A 14,685-nucleotide genomic window follows, 5' to 3' on the forward strand; every position below is an offset into this window, starting at 1 on the left:
GACGACTCCACCCGATCAATTTAGGTCAAACGAACACCGCCTGCAATGAATCGCTGCCAGCCTTACCGCGTCAGCCTCTTGTAGGTCATGCGGTGCGGGTTGACGGCTTCGGGCCCGAGCCGGCGGATCTTGTCCTGCTCGTAATCCTCGAAATTGCCCTCGAACCATTCGACATGGCTGTCGCCCTCGAAGGCGAGGATGTGCGTGGCCAGACGGTCGAGGAACATGCGATCGTGCGAGATGATGACGGCGCAGCCACCGAAGTTTTCCAGCGCGTCCTCGAGCGCCGCCAGCGTTTCAGTATCGAGATCGTTGGTCGGTTCGTCGAGCAGCAGCACATTGCCGCCGGTCTTCAGCATTTTTGCCAGATGCACGCGGTTGCGCTGGCCGCCGGAGAGGTTGCCGACCTTCTGCTGCTGGTCGCCGCCACGGAAGTTGAACGACGCGCAATAGGCGCGCGTGTTGGCTTCGAACTTGCCGAGCTTGACCACTTCGGCGCCGCCCGAGATTTCTTCCCAGACGGTCTTTGACGGATCGAGCGCGTCGCGGCTCTGGTCGACATAGCCGAGCTTGACCGTCTCGCCGACGCGGACCGTGCCAGCGTCCGGCTTTTCCTGGCCGGTGATCATGCGGAACAAAGTCGTCTTGCCGGCGCCGTTGGGGCCGATGACGCCGACAATGCCGCCCGGCGGCAGCTTGAACTCCAGCCCTTCGATCAAGAGCGTGTCGCCGAACCCCTTCGACAGGCCGTCGACCTCGATCACCACATTGCCGAGCCGTTCGCCATGCGGGATGACGATCTGCGTATCTGTCGGACGCCGCTTGTCGGCTGCATCCAAGAGATCCTGGAACGCCTGGATACGCGCCTTGGACTTGGTCTGGCGGGCCTTGGGGCTCGACTGGATCCACTCGCGCTCGCGGCCGATGGCGCGCTGGCGGGCGTCGTCCTCGCGACCTTCCTGCTTGAGGCGCTTGGCCTTGGCTTCGAGGTATTTGGTGTAGTTGCCTTCATAGGGAATGCCGCGGCCGCGATCGAGCTCGAGGATCCAGCCGGTGACATTGTCGAGGAAGTAGCGATCGTGGGTGATGATCATCACAGCACCCGGATAGGCGCGCAGATGCTTTTCCAGCCAGGCCGTGGTTTCGGCGTCGAGATGGTTGGTCGGTTCGTCGAGCAGCAGAAGGTCGGGCTGGCGCAAAAGCAGCTGGCAGAGCGCGACGCGGCGGCGCTCGCCGCCCGAAAGCTTGGTGACGTCGGCCTCCTTGGGCGGGCAGCCAAGCGCTTCCATCGCCATCTCGACCTGCTGTTCGAGATCCCACAGGTTCAGCCGGTCCATCTCGTCCTGGAGCTTGGCGGACTCGTCCGCCGTCTCGTCGGAGTAGTTCATCATCAGTTCGTTGTAACGTTCGATGATGGCGGTCTTGGCTGCGACGCCTTCCATGATGTTCTCGAACACCGTCTTGTTCGGGTCGAGCGCCGGCTCCTGCGCCAGGTAGCCGACGGTAGCGCCTTCGGCGAGCCACGCTTCGCCGCTCCACTCCTTGTCGATGCCGGCCATGATCTTGAGGATCGTCGACTTGCCGGCGCCGTTGGGGCCGAGAATGCCGATCTTGGCGTCCGGGTAGAAGGACAGATGAATGTTTTCGAGCACCTTCTTGGTGCCATAGGCCTTGTTGAGGCCGGCCATGTGATAGATGAACTGGCGTGCCACGCGCGCTTTCCCTGACAGTTGACCGAAAATGTCGGATTGAATGGAGGTTGGGCGCTATGTAGGCGATGCCGGGCCGAACGGCAATCGCTTTTGCCATTTCAAGCAAGGTGTACACCGCACGTTAAGTTTCCCGCCGGTCGCAGGGCGCGCTGAAATCTCCGGTTAACCCTTCAGCGTCAAAACAGGATCGATCGCTGGCTTTCCGCGATTTCGAGAAAGAGAGATCGGACCGACGGCAGTGCTGAACAGTTTCCTGCTCCTTGCCGAAGCTGTGGTCTACTTCAGCGTCATGATCACGCTGTTCCGCTTCAGGGATCGCATCGGCCTCGGCGTCTTCGTCTGCGCGCTGGGCGCCATGCATTTCCTGGAAACCTACCTCGCTAGCGTCTTCTACGTCGCTTTGCCCTTCGGCATGGTCTCGCCGGGTTCGGCGGTGCTGTTTTCCGGCAAGCTGGTGATGCTGCTTCTGCTCTACATGAAGGAAGACGCGGCCACGGTGCGGCAGCCCATTTATGGCCTGCTGCTCGGCAATGCGCTGATGATCGGGCTAGTCCTGATCCTGCGCCTGCATGACATTTCGGCGCTTTCCGACGGCAAGCTTCCCGATATCGGTTTCATCGACCAGATGGGCTGGCTGATGGTGTGGGGCACGACGCTGCTCTTCATCGACGCCATCCTGATCATCCTGCTTTACGAAAAGCTCGGGCGTTATTTGCGCAAGGCGCCGTTCACCCGCATCCTGATTTGCGTCGCCTGCGTGCTGACCTTCGACCAGGTGGGATTTTTCACCGCCCTGCATTTTGTCGCCGGCGCGCCGATCGCAGTCTTTTTCGGCGGCTGGTTCGCCAAAATGGGCGCGGCCTTTACCTATAGCGCCATGCTGGTCGCCTATCTCAGATGGTTCGAGACGCGGCACGTTGTGACGCCGCGTGGATTGTCCGACGTTTTCGATACGTTGACCTACCGCGAGCGCTACGAAGCCCTGGTCGAATATGTCGGCCGTGACGGCCTCACCGGTCTGTTGCACAGGGGACGTTTTGACAGCGATGGCGAAAATTCGGTCGCCGTCAGCCTGCGCACGGCCCAGCCGCTCAGCCTGCTGATCGTCGACGTCGACCATTTCAAATCGATCAACGATCGCTTCGGCCACGCCGAGGGCGACAGGGTGCTGAGATCGATCGCCCAGGTGCTGACCCAGGCAGCCGGCGCGCAGGACCAGGTTTTCAGGATCGGCGGCGAGGAATTCGCCATCCTTTGCTCGCAACCGCATCCGGTCGCCAGATTGCTCGGCGAAAACATCCGTCATGCGGTCAAGGGGTGCGCAAACCGCTTCGACATCAGTGTCAGCGCCGGCATCGCCACTGTCAACGAGACGGTCGGCTCGCTTGCCGATCTCTTCGCCCTTGCCGATGAACGCCTCTACAGGGCGAAGTCCACCGGCCGCGACCGCGTCGTCGGCGAAACGAGGGACGATGCCGAAGATTTTCGGCGCGTGGACACCCGGCACAAGCGCGTGAAGCACTGACGCCTATTGGCTCCGCTTGCGCTGCTGCAACGCGCCGACCGCAACTGAGACGGCCATCAGCACGATCGCCAGCCATTTCAGCGTGGTGATGATCGGACCGGCATCGACGTCGTGAGCGATGAACAGCAGGATGCCGGGCACGAGCAGGCCGCACATGATGAGCGTGATGCGGTTGATCTGCCAGGATACTTTTGCCGCCAGCGCCTCGTCGCCGGCCTCAGCGACAAGGCCGGCGCGCATCTCCCTGGAGGCCAGAAGCATGCTCGACAGGCGCATCGAGATCGGCAGGCCAATACCGATGATAAGGAACGCATAGGCCGCCAGCAGAGCCGAGAATTTGAGCGCACTCGTCTCGGCCGGCACCGGAAACAAGAGGGTTGCCAGCGGCAGGAAGACACACACGACACCGAGCGCGGCGATGGCGATGAAGATCACCGCATTGACCATCGTGAACAGCTGGTAACGGCCGGCCCCGATCGGCGCGGCGAGCACACGCATGCGCGCCCATTCGGCCTCGGTATAGGAGAAGCCCGGCCACTCCATGCGGCCGTCCTGGATTGCGATCATTCCCTTGGCCCAGAAAGCCAGCCGCGCCAGCGCGCCTGAACTCATGCCACCCATCGCAACCCCCGTCGCATGAAATGCATCCAGACCATATCACCGCGTCACTGCCAAGCGACAGGCGGATATCCTACTGGAACCCGGCCGCATCGACCGAGCCCTTCGGGCAGCCGGCCTTGGTCGTCGGCGCCGAGGCGAGCATCAGACTGCCCAGCGAACTGTCCGGGCCGATCGGGCCGGTCAGGCCAAGCGTCAGCTCGCCGATCAGCCGCCTGCCGCTCGACGGATCGACCAGGCAGGAGACGCGCACCCGCGCCCCTGCTCCGGCGCCGAAGGCGCTGTCGAAGGCGCTGCGGATCTGGTCCGAGGTCAGCTGCTTGCCGACATTCTTGGTGAAGAGCTCACGCACCGGCGAGGCATTGACTGCCCGCATAAGGTTCAGCGCCTCGGCAAAATACTCCTGCTGGCTCTTGCCATAGCAGGTGCCGTGCTTGATCCACTCGTGCCGCTCGAGCTTGGAGGCGGTGCCCGGCATCACCTGGTCGAGCTCGGCGCGCGTGTTGGCATCGAGGTTGACCGGCGGCAGGTCGGCCCAGTGGGCCGGATTGTCATTGGCCTTGTCGCTCGCCGGCACCTGGCAATAGAAGTTGCCGTTCGGCTGCGGCCACAGCCCGTGCAGCGTGAAATGCGACGCGTCGAAACCGCCGGCTGTCTGCGCCTGGCATTCGGGCTTGCTCGACTTGGTTTCGCAGAAGGCCGGCTGCCAGCTCAGCGCAAAGACATATTCGGGCTTTCCCGAAGCCGCAGGCTTGCCCTGATCGGCGGGCACGGCCGGCTGGGTCGACGCACTACCGCCGGAAACATGGCCACAGCTGATCTTGACCCAGCGGCGTTCCGGATCGGCGCCCGGCACACGGATGAGATAATGCGACGGCGCATCCTTGTTGCCGGCCAGCAGATCGTAGCTTTGCCCGGCAGTCGTCGAGACATTGCCCGGGTTCTTGCCGCTCTTGATCGCCTGCGTTGCCGGACAGGCAGCGTCTGCGACGAAAGAGCCGCTCATCTTGACGTCGGCTCGCGCCATGCCTGCGCTGGCCAGCGCCACCAACACCGCAGCCCATATCGCCGATATCCGCATTCCAGAACTCCTAGCGTTTCATGCCGCAAGCTAGAAACGTACGACATGTCAGAATTACGATTTCTTTCGTCCGCCGCAAAAAACAATCTCCACCAGGTGCGGCTGACGCTTCCCGACCTCCCCTTGACGTCGGTCGCGCCGTCGCCCAACAGTCGCGGAGGGAGCGAGACATGGCAGTTGACAGGCAGACGACGCTGGCCTCACCGACCGGGGCCGCGCTTAACCTTTATGTGAAGCACACCAGCGGCCCTCCGCGCGCCGTCGTCCAGATCAACCACGGCCTGGCCGAGCACGCCGCGCGCTATGCCCGCTTTGCCGATTACCTCGCGCCGCGCGGCTTTCATGTCTACGTCCATGACCACCGCGGCCACGGCGCGACCAAGGCGCCCGATGCGCCGCTCGGCAGGTTCGCCGGCGCCGACGGCGCCGCCAAGGTGATCGCCGATGTCGACGCCGTCCACGATTTGATCGCGAAGGAGCAGCCTGGCCTGCCGGTCATCCTGTTCGGCCATTCTTTTGGCGCGTCGGTGGCATTGAACTACCTGTTGGCGCACTCGCCGCGCGTTCACGCCGCCGCGATCTGGAACGGTAATTTCTCGCAAGGCCTGCTTGGACAGCTTGCGCTCGCCATCCTGGCTTATGAGCGCTTCAGGCTCGGCTCCGATGTCCCCTCGCGTATCTTGCCCCGATTGACCTTCCAGGCCTGGGGCAAGGCGGTGCCCAACCACAAGACGCTGTTCGACTGGCTGTCGCGCGACGAAACGGAAGTGGCCAAATACGTCGCCGACCCGCTCTGCGGCTGGGATGCCTCGATCTCGATGTGGCGCGACGTCGTCCAGATGGCGCAGAATGGCGGCAAGGATTCCGGCTTTGCCGGCATAAGGCGCGACCTCCCCGTCAGCATCATTGGCGGCGAAAAAGATCCGGCTTCCGACTATGGCAAAGCCATCGATCATCTCGCCAAACGCATGCGCGCGATGGGCTTTTCGAATCTGCTTTCAAAGGTTTACGCCGACACCCGCCACGAAAGCCTGAACGAAGTGAACCGGGACATCGTCATGGACGATTTTGCCGCCTGGGCCAACAGCGTGCTGAACCGGTGACATCGCTGGCCCAGCGCAAGGCTCGTGACAGCGGCATCCCGGATTGATAGAGGCTGCGGTTCCGACCCGCTCTGGTGATTTATGGCTGAACCTCCACTGAAAGGCGTCCGCGTCGTTGAACTGGCCCGCATCCTGGCCGGGCCATGGGCCGGGCAGTTGCTGGCCGATCTCGGCGCCGATGTCATCAAGGTCGAGAGCCCCGATGGCGGCGACGACACCCGCAAATGGGGGCCGCCCTTCGTCATGAGCCATGACGGCGAGAACCTGTCGGCCGCCTATTATCATTCGTGCAATCGCGGCAAGCGCTCCATCGCCACCGACTTCTCGACGCCTGAGGGTGCTGAAACGATACGCCGGCTGGTCGCTACCTCGGATGTGCTGATCGAGAACTTCAAGCTCGGCGGGCTGAAAAAGTATGGCCTTGATTACGAGAGCCTGAAGGCAATCAATCCCCGCCTCGTCTATTGCTCGATCACCGGCTTCGGCCAGGATGGGCCTTACGCACCCCGCGCGGGCTACGATTTCATCATCCAGGCCATGGCCGGCATGATGTCGATCACCGGCGAGGCCGGGCGCGAGCCGCAAAAGGCCGGCGTCGCCATTTCCGATATCTTCACCGGCCTCTATTCGGTGATCGCCATCCAGGGAGCGCTGCGCCATGCCGAAAAGACCGGCGAGGGCCAGCACATCGACATGGCGCTGTTCGACACCCAGATCTCCGCACTCGGCAACCAGAACCTCAACTACCTCGTCTCCGGCAAGTCGCCGGTGCAGATGGGCAATGCGCATATGAACATCGCGCCCTACGAAGTGGTGCCCGTGAGAGATGGCCACATCATCCTCGCGGTCGGCAATGACGGCCAGTTCGCCAAATTCTGCGCCGCTGTCGGTCTCGACCATCTCTCGGCGGATCCCGATTTCGCCACCAACCCGGCCCGTGTCGCCAACCGGGTGAAATTGCGCGAGCACATGATCGAGACCCTGAAGGACTGGGATCGCGACCCGCTGCTGGCGAAACTCGAAGCGGCAAGCGTGCCGGCGAGCCCGATCAACAATATCGGCCAGATGTTCGCCGATCCGCAGACCATTGCGCGCGGCATGCGCCTCGACCTCGACGACGGCCACGGCAACCGTCTGCCCTCGGTGCGCGCGCCGATGGTGATGTCCGGCACGCCGCTGGTCTATGAGCGCCCTTCGCCGCGTCTTGGCGAACACACCGAAGAAATCCTTGCCGAACTGGAGAAATCTGGAAAATGAAGACCGGCGGACAATTGATTGTCGACGCACTCGAGGCCAACGGCACCGATCGCATCTTTTGCGTGCCGGGCGAATCCTATCTCGCCGTGCTAGACGCGCTCCACGATTCCAAGATCCGCACCATTGTCTGCCGCCAGGAAGGCGGCGCTGCCATGATGGCCGACTGCCAGGGGCGGCTGACCGGCAAGCCCGGCATCTGCTTCGTCACCCGCGGCCCCGGCGCCACCAACGCCTCGGCCGGCATTCACATCGCCATGCAGGATTCGATCCCCGTGATCCTGTTCATCGGGCAGGTCGCCAGCCACGCCAAGGAGCGCGAAGCTTTTCAGGAAGTTGATTACAAGCGGTTCTTCGGCGACATCGCCAAATGGGTGGTCGAGATCGACGATGCCGCGCGCATCCCGGAATTCGTCACCCGCGCCTTCGCCGTGGCAACCTCAGGCCGCCCCGGTCCTGTCGTGATCTCGCTGCCCGAGGACATGCTGACCAGTCTGGTCGAAGCGCCCGCAGCCTTGCCACACACACCGGTCGAAACGCGGCCGGGCGAGACCGAGCTCGCTGCACTGGAGAAGCAGCTTGGCAAGGCCAAGCGTCCTTTCGTCATCCTCGGCGGCACGCGCTGGAACGAGGAAGCGGTGGCACGCATGCGCACTATTGCCGAGGCCTGGTCGCTGCCGGTCGGTTGTTCCTTCCGCCGCCAGATGCTGTTCGATCATCTCCACCCGAACTATGCCGGCGATGTCGGCATTGGCATCAATCCGAAGCTGGCAACGGCGATCAAGCAGGCCGATCTGGTGCTGCTGATCGGCGGCCGCATGGGCGAGATGCCGTCCTCGGACTATACGCTGCTGAAGAGCCCCTACCCCGACCAGACGCTGGTCCATGTCCACGCCGATGCCGGCGAGCTCGGCCGCGTCTACCGGCCGACGCTGGCGATCAACGCTTCGCCCTTGGCTTTCGTCGAAGCTTTTGCCAAGCGCAAGCCGGCTGGTACGCCGTCCTGGGCGGATGAGACAGCGAAGGCGCATGCCGCCTATCTCGATTGGTCGACGCCGCCTGAAAGCGGCCCTGGCCCGGTCCAGATGGGACCGATCATGAACTACCTGGAAAAGGTGCTGCCCGACGACGCCATTCTGACCAACGGCGCCGGCAATTACGCCACCTGGGTGCATCGCTTCCACCGCTTCCGCCGCTTCGCCACGCAAGGCGCTCCCACCTCCGGCTCGATGGGCTACGGCACGCCGGCTGCGGTCGCCGCCAAGGCGCTGCACCCGGACCGCACCGTGATCGCCTTTGCCGGCGACGGCTGCTTCCTGATGAACGGGCAGGAATTCGCCACCGCTGTCCAGTATGACCTGCCGATCATCGTCATCGTCGTCAACAACGGCATTTACGGCACCATCCGCATGCACCAGGAACGTGACTATCCCGGCCGCGTCGTCGCCACCGACCTGAAGAACCCGGACTTTGCCGCCCTTGCCCGCGCCTATGGCGGCCATGGCGAGACGGTCGAGAAGACGGCCGATTTCGCGCCCGCCTTCGAACGCGCGCGCGCCAGCGGCAAACCGGCTATCGTCGAGATCAGGCTCGATCCCGAGGCGATCACGCCGACCCGGACGATGACGCAGATCCGCGACAAGGCCTGACGAAAAAAGGGGCGGTCGGCCGCCCCTTTTTGTCGGTTTGATTGGGTTATTTCACGGCTTCGATCTGCCCGCGAATCTCGCCATCCTTGTTGGCGGCAGTATGGACGTTAACGTAATAGTTGCCGGCTGCCAGGTCGGCGGCCTGCGCATCGGTCAGTTCCGCCGAACCCTTGATCGGGCTCTTGAGCTTGCCTTTGAACGGGATCACTGGAGCTGCGTTCGCACCCATCGCCGCCGGACCATGAATGTGCGCCGCCGTCGCCGGGCCGCTGAGGCCGGAATATTTGACGTTCCAGCTGAGCTTCTTCTTGGTGGTGTCGAATGTGAGAGTGGCGGTTCCCTTGCCCTTGGTAGTGACGGGCGGGCTCTGCTGAGCGCCATCGAGCGTCGCCTTGTACTTTACGATTTCGGCCATGGCCGGAGATGCGAACAGCAGGGCTGTCGAAACAGCGAGCGCCGAAAGCACCGGCAAGGATTGGATACGCATGAAGACCTCCGTTGATTGCAGCATCCCTTGCGGCTCCCCGGCGCGCGGATGCATCACCCCAACGGATGAACGACACGATGTATCCCGGCACACGCAGATGTTACCGGCGGCATGAACAAAGGGGCGGTCAATTGCCGCTTGTCTGGATTTCCGTCATGCCAACACTCAGACGCTCGCCAGCGCCTGCGTCAGGTCGGCGATCAAATCGTCCGGGTGTTCGACGCCGATCGACAGCCTGACCGTGGTCTCCAGCACGCCGATGCGCTGGCGCACATCGAAGGGGATACCGGAATGGGTCATCGCCGCCGGGTGGCTGGCCAGCGATTCCGTGCCGCCGAGGCTCACCGCCAGCTTGAAGATCTGCAGCCCGTTGAGGAGAGCGAAGGCCGCCTTCTCTCCGCCTTTGATATCGAAAGAGAATGTCGAGCCGGCGCCGCTGCACTGCGCCTTGTAGGCGCGGCCCGCGGCCGTATCCTCGTCGAGGAACGGCAGATAATGCACCTTCTCGACCTTGGCATGGTCGCGCAGGAATTCAGCCACCAGGCGCGCATTGTCGTTGGCCCGCTCCATGCGGATCGATAGCGTCTCCAGCGAGCGGCCGAGCATCCAGCAGGAATGCGGGTCGAGCTGCGTGCCGATGGCGCCGCGCAGCGCCTTGATCGGCTTGGTCACGGCTTTACTGCCCATAGCCGCACCCGCGATCAGGTCGGAATGGCCGCCGACATATTTGGTCAGCGAATAGACGGACACATCGGCGCCGTGTTCGATCGGCCGCTGGAACACCGGACCGAGCAGCGTGTTGTCGCAGACGATGATCGGCGTCGACCCTTGCTTGCCACCGATCTCGTCGGCGATCTTCCGGATCAGCGCGATATCGACCAGGCTGTTGGTCGGGTTCGACGGCGTTTCGATCAGGATGACGGAGACGCGGCCCTTGGCCACGGCAGCATCGGCGGCAGTGCGCACCGCCGTCTCGTCGACGCCATCGGCGAAACCGACAGCGCCGATGCCGAAGCCGGACAGCGTGCGCGTCAGCAGCGTCTCGGTGCCGCCGTAAAGCGGCTGCGAGTGCAGGATGACATCGCCCGGACGGGCATAGGCAAGCAGCGTCGTCGCGATCGCCGACATGCCCGACGAAAACAGGATGCAGGCATCCGTTCCCTCATAGACCGCCAGCCGGTCCTCGACGATCTCTGAGTTGGGATGGTTGAAGCGCGAATAGACCAGTCCAGACGCCGTGCCGCTCGGCGGCTCCTTGCGGCCGGAGGTATAGTCGAAGAAGTCGCGCCCCTCTTCCGCCGATTTGAACACGAAGGTCGAGGTCAAAAACACCGGCGGCTTGACGGCGCCCTCCGACAGCTGCGGATCGAAGCCATAGCTCAGCATCAGCGTCTCGGGGTGGAGCTTGTGGTTGCCGATATGGGTTTTCGACGGGCGTGGCGCGGTCATGGCTTTTCCTGCGTTCTGGAGGAGTCTCGCGCGGCAATTTATGCGATCCCGATCCACCAGTCCTTGCTATTTTCGGCCTCGCATGGCTGCAGCCCCGCAACAAACTGCCAGGAGCGAGCAAAATTGCAGCAGAAGATAGCCGACGATTTCGACCTTAAAATCCTGCGCGAATTGCAGGCCGACGCCCGCATCACCAACAATGAGCTGGCCGAACGCATAGGCCTGTCGCCTTCGCCCTGCCTGCGGCGCGTGCGGCGGCTGGAGGAAGCCGGCATCATCCGGGGCTATACCACGCTTGTCGATCCCGCCGCCTTCGGCTGGAGCATGGTCGCCATCGCTACCGTCAGGCTCAGCCGCCAGAACGAGGACGAGATCGTCATGTTCGAGGAGGCGATCCGGGGCTGGGAAGAGGTGCTGGAATGCCACCTCGTCACCGGTTCGCGCGACTATGTGCTGAAGGTGGTGGCCGGCAGCCTCGACCAATACGAGCGCTTCATCAAGGAAAAGATCGCGCGGCTGAAATGCGTCGCCTCGATCGAGACCAGCTTCGTCATGAACACCATAAAGGAACGGCGCCTCTGACAATGCATGTCGCCCAAAAGTGTGCAGCGGTTTTGGGGCAACGACATGCATCAAACAAAGAAAAAGAGCGGTTCTTTCGAACCGCTCTTCGCCGCTCTCAAGATCGAAACGACCTAACCAGGCTTATTTGATCGCCTTGTCGGTGATCGCCGTGGTGTAAGCGCCGGTCGGCGCCTTGGTGATGATCTTCTGGTCGAGCAGCGCCTTGGCGGTGCGCTCGTAGGTCGCCGGATCGAGCTTGCCGTCGGCATTGTCGATCAGCTTGGCGATTTCGCTCATCATCCGCTTCTGGTGGTTCTCGTCCTGGCCGCCATTGTCCATGACGATGCCTGCGGCTTCGTCATTGTTGTCGACAGCGTATTTCCAGCCCTTCATCGAAGCGCGCACGAAACGCACCATCTTGTCCTCGAAGGCCGGATCCTTAAGCTTGTCTTCCGAGGCATAGAGGCCGTCTTCGAGCAGGTCGTTGCCCATCGCCGAGTAGTTGAACACGGTCAGCTGTTCCGGCTTGTAGCCGGCATCGATCAGCTGCCAGTACTCGTTGTAGGTCATGACCGAGATGCAATCCGCCTGCTTCTGGATCAGCGGCTGCACGTCAAAGCTCTGCTTGAGAACGGTGACACCGTCCGGGCCGCCTTCGGTCTTGAGGCCGAGCTTGTTCATCCAGGCGTAGAACGGATACTCGTTGCCGAAGAACCAGACGCCCAGCGTGTGGCCCTTGAAATCGGCTTCGGTCTTGATCGGGCCGTCCTTCGGGCAGACCAGTTCCATGCCGGCCTTCTTGAACGGCTGGGCGATGTTGACCAGCGGCACGCCCTTTTCGCGCGCGGCCAATGCACCACCCATCCAGTCGACGATGACGTCGGCGCCGCCGCCGGCGATCACCTGCTCAGGCGCGATATCGGGACCGCCCGGCTTGATGTCGACGTCGAGGCCTTCGGCCTCATAGAAACCCTTGGCCTTGGCGACATAATAGCCGGCGAACTGGGCCTGCGTGACCCATTTCAGCTGCAAGGTCACCTTGTCGGCGGCCATGGCCTGGAACGCGGCCAGCGACATCGCGCCGGCCAGCAACGGAATGATCAGTCTTTTCATGTTTTTACCCTCTGAAGTTAACACCCAAAACCCACCGCCCTATCCACCACGGACAGAGGGATGCCAAAACGTGACGGCTCTCTCGATAAGAGCGACCACGCCATAAAAGACCGAACCCGCAAGGGCTGCAACTGCGATTTCGGCCCAGACCATGTCGATGTTCATCCGCCCGACCTCGGTCGAGATGCGAAAGCCCATGCCGACGACCGGAGTGCCGAAGAACTCGGCTACGATGGCGCCGATCAGCGCCAGCGTCGAGTTGATCTTCAGCGCGTTGAAAATGAAGGGCGCCGCGGCTGGCAACCGGAGTTTCAGCAGCGTCGGCCAGTAGCTCGAGGCATAGGTGCGCATCAGGTCGCGCTCCATATGGCCGGAGGCCGCAAGCCCGGCGACCGTGTTCACCAGCATCGGGAAGAAGGTCATGATGATGACGACAGCTGCCTTGGACGGCCAGTCGAAGCCGAACCACATCACCATGATCGGTGCTACGCCGATGATCGGCAGCGCCGAGACCATGTTGCCGATCGGCAGCAGGCCACGGCGCAGGAACGGCACGCGGTCGGCCGCGATGGCCACCAGGAAGCCGGCGCTGCTGCCGACGACATAACCGAAGATCACCGCCTTGAAGATGGTCTGCCGCACGTCGGCGCCAAGCACCGGCAGGGACCTCGCGATGCGCGCGCCGATGGCGCTTGGCGGTGGCAAAAGGATGAAGGGAATGCCGGCGCCGCGCGTCACCGCTTCCCAGATGATCAGAATCCAGGCACCGAAGATCGCCGGGATGATCAGCCGCAACGCCATCCGCTCTCCTTTTGCCGTCGGTCGAAGCCCTGACAGCACCGCGACGCAGCGCCAGGCCAGCAGCCAGGCAGCGGCGAGCAACAGGAAATACGGCGCCAATGCCGTGCCTTCGAAACCGGTGATGCCCGAGATCAGCATCCAGGCGACGAGGTGGGCGCCGATGAACAGCACCACAGCCTCAGCCAGAGACGAAATCCTGAGCATTGAGATCAGCCCCGCCAGCACGGCCAGGCCGATCATCGGGGTCTTTAGCCCGAAATAGGAGTAGTCGAAGCTGGCAGCCGGGTCCGCGAGTGCAGCCGCTTCCGGCTTAGACATCGCGCCGAGCGCCAGAGCGACAAGGCAGAGGAGAATGGCCAGCACCGCTTGCCAGGATGGCTTCAGCCAGTTCATGCCGGCCTCCCGCCCATGGCGCGGTCGACGAGGCGCCCGGCGATGCCGACCACCATGACCAGAAGTGCTGCCACCACCGAGCCTGCGACCAGTGCCGACCAGATGTCGACGGACTGGCTGTAATAGGCGCCGGCGAGCAGTTTCGCGCCGATACCGGCGACCGCACCGGTCGGCAGTTCGCCGACGATGGCGCCGACCAGGCTCGCCGCCACCGCCACCTTCATCGAGGTGAACAGGAACGGCACCGATGCCGGCACGCGCAGCTTCCAGAAGGTCTGCGAGGCGCTGGCATTGTAGGTATGCATCAGGTCGAGATGCATGAGTTCGGGCGAGCGAAGGCCCTTCACCATGCCCACCGTCACCGGGAAGAATGACAGATAGGTCGAGATCATCGCCTTCGGGATCAGGCCGGTCACGCCAATCGCCGCCAGAACGACGATGATCATCGGCGCCACCGCCAGGATGGGAATCGTCTGCGAGGCGATGATCCACGGCATCAGGCTGCGGTCGAGCGTCGCCACATGCACGATGCCGACGGCGATGATGATGCCGAGCGCGGTGCCGAAGGCAAAGCCGAGCAGCGTCGACGACAGCGTCACCCAGGCATTGTAGACGAGGCTGCGGGTCGAGGTGATCGGCCGCAGAAAGGTGTTCTCGAAGAAATTCACCGCCACCTGATGCGGCGCCGGTAGCGTCGGCTTGGGCTGCGACAGCGTCTTGCCGATGAATTCGACGGTGCCGGAGGTCTCGTTGGCACGCCGGTCGAGGTCGCGCTGGAACGGCGCGTTGAGGACGACGGCGAAGATGTACCAGAGGACGACCACACCCAGGAGGATCGAGGTGACGGGGATGAGTTTGTCGCGGAAGCTATCCATGGAATAGCGCTCGCATAACGGAAGCCGCGCACCGAGCCGAGGTGAAGTGATCGCGACGCTC

13 protein-coding genes are annotated in these 14,685 nt (G+C 63.0%); 5 read left to right on the top strand and 8 right to left on the bottom strand.

Annotated features, from left to right (window positions below; translation table 11 throughout):
* Positions 1-62 precede the first annotated feature (62 nt).
* The gene (ettA, locus tag JQK88_RS15070; protein ID WP_192258486.1) at positions 63-1,712 is read right to left on the bottom strand and encodes an energy-dependent translational throttle protein EttA; all 1,650 of its coding nucleotides are present in this window, start codon (positions 1,710-1,712) and stop codon (positions 63-65) included.
* A gap of 238 nt (positions 1,713-1,950) precedes the next feature.
* Between ettA and JQK88_RS15075 the strand changes: the two genes are divergently transcribed.
* Positions 1,951-3,237: a GGDEF domain-containing protein gene (locus JQK88_RS15075; RefSeq protein WP_203278713.1), complete on the top strand. Its 1,287-nt coding sequence runs from the start codon at positions 1,951-1,953 to the stop codon at positions 3,235-3,237.
* A 3-nt stretch (positions 3,238-3,240) separates the two neighbouring features.
* On the opposite strand, the gene JQK88_RS15080 is transcribed toward JQK88_RS15075, so the two are convergent.
* On the bottom strand, positions 3,241-3,858 hold the full coding sequence (locus JQK88_RS15080) for a hypothetical protein (protein WP_203278714.1): 618 nt from the start codon (positions 3,856-3,858) through the stop codon (positions 3,241-3,243).
* Positions 3,859-3,928: 70 nt separating this feature from the next.
* Complete coding sequence (locus tag JQK88_RS15085; RefSeq protein WP_203278715.1) at positions 3,929-4,936, bottom strand: ribonuclease T2 family protein; 1,008 nt, start codon at positions 4,934-4,936, stop codon at positions 3,929-3,931.
* Positions 4,937-5,106: 170 nt separating this feature from the next.
* On the opposite strand from JQK88_RS15085, the gene JQK88_RS15090 reads away from it, so the two are divergent.
* The 3 genes from JQK88_RS15090 to JQK88_RS15100 all read left to right on the top strand — a co-directional run bounded on the left by JQK88_RS15090 (position 5,107) and on the right by JQK88_RS15100 (position 8,942).
* Complete coding sequence (locus JQK88_RS15090; protein WP_203278716.1) at positions 5,107-6,039, top strand: alpha/beta fold hydrolase; 933 nt, start codon at positions 5,107-5,109, stop codon at positions 6,037-6,039.
* 81 nt (positions 6,040-6,120) lie between these two features.
* On the top strand, positions 6,121-7,296 hold the full coding sequence (locus JQK88_RS15095; RefSeq protein WP_203278717.1) for a CaiB/BaiF CoA transferase family protein: 1,176 nt from the start codon (positions 6,121-6,123) through the stop codon (positions 7,294-7,296).
* Positions 7,293-8,942, top strand: coding sequence for a thiamine pyrophosphate-binding protein (locus tag JQK88_RS15100; protein ID WP_203278718.1), 1,650 nt, complete (start codon positions 7,293-7,295; stop codon positions 8,940-8,942). The genes JQK88_RS15095 and JQK88_RS15100 overlap by 4 nt, the downstream gene beginning before the upstream one ends.
* Positions 8,943-8,988: 46 nt before the next feature.
* Here the strand turns inward: JQK88_RS15100 and JQK88_RS15105 are convergent, their stop codons facing one another.
* Both JQK88_RS15105 and JQK88_RS15110 read right to left on the bottom strand, forming a co-directional pair.
* A complete protein-coding gene (locus tag JQK88_RS15105; protein WP_192258493.1) occupies positions 8,989-9,429 on the bottom strand; it encodes a CHRD domain-containing protein in 441 nt (146 codons plus the stop codon).
* A 165-nt stretch (positions 9,430-9,594) separates the two neighbouring features.
* Entirely contained in the window at positions 9,595-10,878 is a 1,284-nt protein-coding gene (locus JQK88_RS15110) for a cystathionine gamma-synthase family protein (RefSeq protein WP_203278719.1), read from the bottom strand.
* A gap of 123 nt (positions 10,879-11,001) precedes the next feature.
* Between JQK88_RS15110 and JQK88_RS15115 the strand changes: the two genes are divergently transcribed.
* A complete protein-coding gene (locus tag JQK88_RS15115; RefSeq protein ID WP_203278720.1) occupies positions 11,002-11,460 on the top strand; it encodes an Lrp/AsnC family transcriptional regulator in 459 nt (152 codons plus the stop codon).
* Positions 11,461-11,583: 123 nt separating this feature from the next.
* Here the strand turns inward: JQK88_RS15115 and JQK88_RS15120 are convergent, their stop codons facing one another.
* From JQK88_RS15120 to JQK88_RS15130, 3 genes are read right to left on the bottom strand one after another with little or no spacing between them, the layout of a single operon-like run.
* Positions 11,584-12,555 carry an ABC transporter substrate-binding protein gene (locus JQK88_RS15120; RefSeq protein ID WP_203278721.1) on the bottom strand — a complete coding sequence of 324 codons (972 nt, stop codon included), beginning with the start codon at positions 12,553-12,555 and terminating at the stop codon, positions 11,584-11,586.
* A 39-nt stretch (positions 12,556-12,594) separates the two neighbouring features.
* Positions 12,595-13,749, bottom strand: coding sequence for an ABC transporter permease (locus JQK88_RS15125; protein WP_203278722.1), 1,155 nt, complete (start codon positions 13,747-13,749; stop codon positions 12,595-12,597).
* The gene (locus JQK88_RS15130; RefSeq protein WP_203278723.1) at positions 13,746-14,624 is read right to left on the bottom strand and encodes an ABC transporter permease; all 879 of its coding nucleotides are present in this window, start codon (positions 14,622-14,624) and stop codon (positions 13,746-13,748) included. The genes JQK88_RS15125 and JQK88_RS15130 overlap by 4 nt, the downstream gene beginning before the upstream one ends.
* Positions 14,625-14,685: the final 61 nt, after the last annotated feature.

This window comes from Mesorhizobium caraganae (genome assembly GCF_016836705.1).
Classification (GTDB): domain Bacteria; phylum Pseudomonadota; class Alphaproteobacteria; order Rhizobiales; family Rhizobiaceae; genus Mesorhizobium; species Mesorhizobium caraganae.

Excerpts from the sequence above, each read along its gene's own strand:
- JQK88_RS15080 (WP_203278714.1), bottom strand. The coding sequence starts at position 3,858 with ATGGGTGGCATGAGTTCAGGCGCGCTGGCGCGGCTGGCTTTCTGGGCC.
- JQK88_RS15085 (WP_203278715.1), bottom strand. The coding sequence starts at position 4,936 with ATGCGGATATCGGCGATATGGGCTGCGGTGTTGGTGGCGCTGGCCAGC.
- JQK88_RS15090 (WP_203278716.1), top strand. The coding sequence starts at position 5,107 with ATGGCAGTTGACAGGCAGACGACGCTGGCCTCACCGACCGGGGCCGCG.
- JQK88_RS15095 (WP_203278717.1), top strand. The coding sequence starts at position 6,121 with ATGGCTGAACCTCCACTGAAAGGCGTCCGCGTCGTTGAACTGGCCCGC.
- JQK88_RS15100 (WP_203278718.1), top strand. The coding sequence starts at position 7,293 with ATGAAGACCGGCGGACAATTGATTGTCGACGCACTCGAGGCCAACGGC.
- JQK88_RS15105 (WP_192258493.1), bottom strand. The coding sequence starts at position 9,429 with ATGCGTATCCAATCCTTGCCGGTGCTTTCGGCGCTCGCTGTTTCGACA.
- JQK88_RS15110 (WP_203278719.1), bottom strand. The coding sequence starts at position 10,878 with ATGACCGCGCCACGCCCGTCGAAAACCCATATCGGCAACCACAAGCTC.
- JQK88_RS15120 (WP_203278721.1), bottom strand. The coding sequence starts at position 12,555 with ATGAAAAGACTGATCATTCCGTTGCTGGCCGGCGCGATGTCGCTGGCC.
- JQK88_RS15125 (WP_203278722.1), bottom strand. The coding sequence starts at position 13,749 with ATGAACTGGCTGAAGCCATCCTGGCAAGCGGTGCTGGCCATTCTCCTC.
- JQK88_RS15130 (WP_203278723.1), bottom strand. The coding sequence starts at position 14,624 with ATGGATAGCTTCCGCGACAAACTCATCCCCGTCACCTCGATCCTCCTG.